Consider the following 3,897-nt stretch of genomic DNA (forward strand, 5'->3'; position numbering starts at 1 on the left):
GCCCCGCCGCGGTCGCGGCCCCGCCCCCGCGCGCGGCGACCGCATCGCACCAGGAGCCTGCACCCAAGGCCCGGCGCGCACCGACCAAGGCCGCCGTGGCGCTGGCCACCACCGCCGACGACGACTGGACCGAGTTCTAGTCCGGCGTCCCGCGCGTGCGCGGCCGTCCCGAGCGCCGCGAAAGCGGACCGGCCGGGTTCCGACGCGGGGACGCCTCAAGAGCCGGACGCGGTTGCCGATAGGGATGTGAATCCTCGTGCCCGCCACCAGAGCCAAGACATGCCAGGTATCAGCGAGTCACCATCCCCCTGCATCGAGGCCAGCGGCGGCGCCGACCCCGACGAGCGCTTCGCACTCAGCGATCCGCTGCGGGTACGCCAGGTGCTGCAGTCGCTGATCGACGGGCGCGCCCTGATCACCGCGCACGTTCCTGGCAGGAGCCACGCCGTCCCGACCGCGATCATCGAACTCGATGCCGATGCCGGTCGCCTGATGCTAGACGGCAGTGCCCAGGCCGCGGTGAACCGCAGCATCCGCGAGGCGCCGCACCTCGGATGCACCGGCCAGATCGACCGGGTCGGCGTGCGCTTCCGCCTGTCCGGCCAGCAGCAGGTCGAGATCGACGGTCGCGTCGCGTTCAGCACCCCGATGCCCGCGACCGTGGTCTACCTGCAGCGCCGGGAACTGTTCCGGCTCGAAGCGCCCGCCGCCGATCCGCCCAACTGCCTGATCCGCCACGAGGGCGGCCAGGGCCGCGCGCGGGAAGTCGAGTACCGGGTCAGCGACATCTCGGTGGGCGGCCTCGCCATCGCGGTGGCCGGCGGGGCGTTCGCCTTCGAGCTGCGCCAGCGCCATCGCGACTGCGAGCTGCGGCTGCCCGGGATGGCGACGATGGCGGTGCAGACGGAAGTCAGGAGCGTCTCCACCCAGACCCAGGCCAACGGCATCGAGACGCGGCGGGTGGGAATGGCGTTCACCATCCTGCCCCGCGGCGCCGACGTCGCCATCCAGCGCTACATCCTGCAGGTCGAGCGCCAGCGAATCGCGCGGCGCAACGGACTGCTGTGAGCGCTCCCTCCGGGCGGCGCGTCCCGATGGCCGACACCGCGGGAACCGATCCTAAAGTTGTGAACACGCCGGCCGATCTAGCAAGCACGGCACCCATCCGACCATTGCGGCGGCCCGTTCCGGCCGAGGAGACACGATGAACGAGAACAAGAGCGGTACGCCCGATGCCTTCGCCGGCGAGTTCCTCAGTTTCACCCTCGGCGACGAGCACTACGGCGTGGACATCCTCAAGGTCCAGGAGATCCGCGGATACGACTCCGTCACCCGCGTGCCCGACGCTCCCGACTACATCAAGGGCGTGATCAACCTGCGCGGCACGATCGTGCCGGTGATCGACCTGCGGCTGAAGCTCCACCTGGCCGAGGCGCGCTACGACAGCTTCACCGTGATGATCGTGCTCAACGTCGAGGAGCGCGTGGTCGGCATCGTCGTCGACGGCGTGTCCGACGTGATCCCGCTCTCGCACGAGCAGATCCGGCCGACCCCGGAATTCGGCGCCTCGGTGGACACCCGCTTCATCTCCGGCATCGGCACCGTCGACGAGCGGATGCTGATCCTGCTCGACATCGAGAGGCTCCTCGACAGCGCCGACCTGGTCGCCGAGGAACTCGAGGCCGCGGCCTGACCCAGGCGCCGCCGCGAGCCCGCGCGCGCCATCACCGAGATCCAATCCGGACGGACCCGCAGCCGCGGCCGTCTCCAACAATCAATCCACGGAGAACCCCGATGAACACCCCCGCGACCCTGCTGCTGGCATCCACCCTGGCGCTCGCCGCCTACGCCGCCCCGGGCAAGCTTGCAGCCCAGGAGATGATCCCGGCCGACCAGGCCACGCGTTTCATCGGCAGGACCGGCATGGTCTGCGGCAAGGTCGAGAAGACCCGCTACGCCCAGAACTCGGAGGGCGAGCCGACCTTCCTGTACATGGGCGGGGCGTTCCCGCGCCACACCTTCTCCGCGCGCATCCCCGGCGACCAGCGCGGCAGCTTCCGCCCCACGCCCGAGGAGCTCGAGGGCCGCGACGTCTGCGTGATCGGCGCCATCAAGCGCGACAGCAGCCGCGCCGAGATCAGCATCACCTCGCCATCGGACATCAAGCTGGCAACGATCAACTGAAGCCGCCGCCACTGCCCGTCGCCGGCCCGGGTCACGGGCCGGCAGCCGAAGGGATACACCGCGAAAGGACCGAACGCGAATGAACTGGATCGATAATCTCCGACTCGCCCCGAAGCTGATGCTCGCCTTCGGCGTGCTGATCGCGCTGATGCTGGGACAGGGAATCGCCGCCTACTCGGGCATGAACTCGCTGCAGGGCGAAACCGACCGTCTCGCAGGCCAGACCCTGCGCAGCGTGGCCACGGCCGCCGAGCTGCGCGCCCTGCTCGGCGAGTTCCGCAATACCTCCTACCGCGGCCTGCTGCGCGCCAGCGATGCGGTCAAACAGGACGCGCGCACGCGGGCGGCCGCGCTCCAGGCGGAGATCGCCGAGACCTCGGCCGCCTACGCGGCGCTCGACAGCGGCCCGGAAGCCGCCCAGGCGCTGGAGCGGTTCGACGCCGGCTGGGCGGCGGCGCTGGAATCGTACGGCTCGGTCGACGAGATGGTCGACCTCGACCTGCCCGAGGACGCCGTGGACACCTTCCTCGGCGAGACCTTCGAGGCCCACAACGAGGCCACCGCCGCGGTCAGCGCGCTGATCGCGATCAGCGACGCCCAGGCGGCCGCGGCCACGCGCGGCGCGCAGGCCACCTACCGGGCGTCGATGATCGTGATCCTGGTGATGCTGGCGGCGGGGATCGCCGGCGGCGCCGCGATCGCCTGGCTCTTCGCCAGAGCGCTGGCGGGGTCCGTGCGCGGGGCGGTCGCGGTGGCCAACGACGTCGCCGCCGGCAAGCTCGACAGCCGGATCGACAGCGGTCGCGGCGACGAGATCGGCGACCTGCTCAAGGCCATGCAGCGGATGCAGCACGACCTGCGCGAGCGCACCGAGCGCGACCAGGCCGTGGCCAGCGAGAACCTGCGCATCCGCACCGCGCTGGAAGCGTCCTCGACGGGGTTGTTCATCACCGACCCGGAACTCAACATCGTCTACACCAACCCCGCGCTGCGTACGATGCTGGACAGCTATTCCGACGACATCGTGGCGGCGCTGCCGGCGATCGATCCGTCGCAGCCGCTGGTGGGCCAGCCGGTCGCCGTGCTCGAGCACGGCGGCGTGGCCGACGCGCAGTTCGTCGCCCGGCTCGAGCGCGACGGCAGCGCCCATCGCGAGATGCGCTACGGCCAGGCGAGCTTCGGCCAGAACGTCTCGGTGATCCGCAACGAGGCGGGCGAGAGCGTCGGCACCGTCTGCGAATGGCGCGACCGCACCGGCGAGGCGCGGGTGGAGCAGGAAGTGGCGCGGATCGTCGCCGCCGCCGCGGCAGGCGACATGTCGCAGCGGATCTCCACGCAGGACAAGTCGGGCTTCTTCCTGCAGCTCGCCGGGCAGCTCAACCAGCTGCTGGACGCCAACGCGGTCAGCCTGGAAGAGGTCTCGCGACTGCTCGCCGGCCTCGCCGAGGGCGACCTGACGGTACGCATGGAGGGCGAGTTCAGCGGCGTGTTCGCGCGGATGCGCGACGACGCCAACGCCACCGTGGCGCAGCTGACCGGAATCATGTCGCGGATCAAGGACGCGTCGCTGGCGATCAACAGCGCGGCCGGCGAGATCAGCGCCGGCAATTCCGACCTCTCGCGCCGCACCGAGCAGCAGGCCGCCAACCTCGAAGAGACCGCCGCCTCGATGGAGGAACTGACCTCCACCGTCAAGCAGAACGCCGAGCACGC

4 protein-coding genes are annotated in these 3,897 nt (G+C 70.7%); all 4 read left to right on the forward strand.

Annotated features, from left to right (window positions below):
* Positions 1-279: 279 nt before the first annotated feature.
* Positions 280-1,068 (forward strand): flagellar brake protein, encoded by a 789-nt coding sequence (locus tag H0E84_RS05035; RefSeq protein ID WP_180677545.1) that lies wholly within the window; start codon positions 280-282, stop codon positions 1,066-1,068.
* Between the two features lie 136 nt (positions 1,069-1,204).
* Entirely contained in the window at positions 1,205-1,693 is a 489-nt protein-coding gene (locus tag H0E84_RS05040; protein WP_180677546.1) for a chemotaxis protein CheW, read from the forward strand.
* A gap of 185 nt (positions 1,694-1,878) precedes the next feature.
* On the forward strand, positions 1,879-2,184 hold the full coding sequence (locus H0E84_RS05045) for a hypothetical protein (protein ID WP_180677548.1): 306 nt from the start codon (positions 1,879-1,881) through the stop codon (positions 2,182-2,184).
* A 79-nt stretch (positions 2,185-2,263) separates the two neighbouring features.
* Positions 2,264-3,897, forward strand: a 1,634-nt coding sequence (locus H0E84_RS05050) for a HAMP domain-containing protein (protein WP_180677547.1), incomplete at its 3' end; no start/stop codon positions are given.

Origin of the sequence: Luteimonas salinisoli, from assembly GCF_013425525.1 — a bacterium.
Lineage (GTDB): Bacteria > Pseudomonadota > Gammaproteobacteria > Xanthomonadales > Xanthomonadaceae > Luteimonas > Luteimonas salinisoli.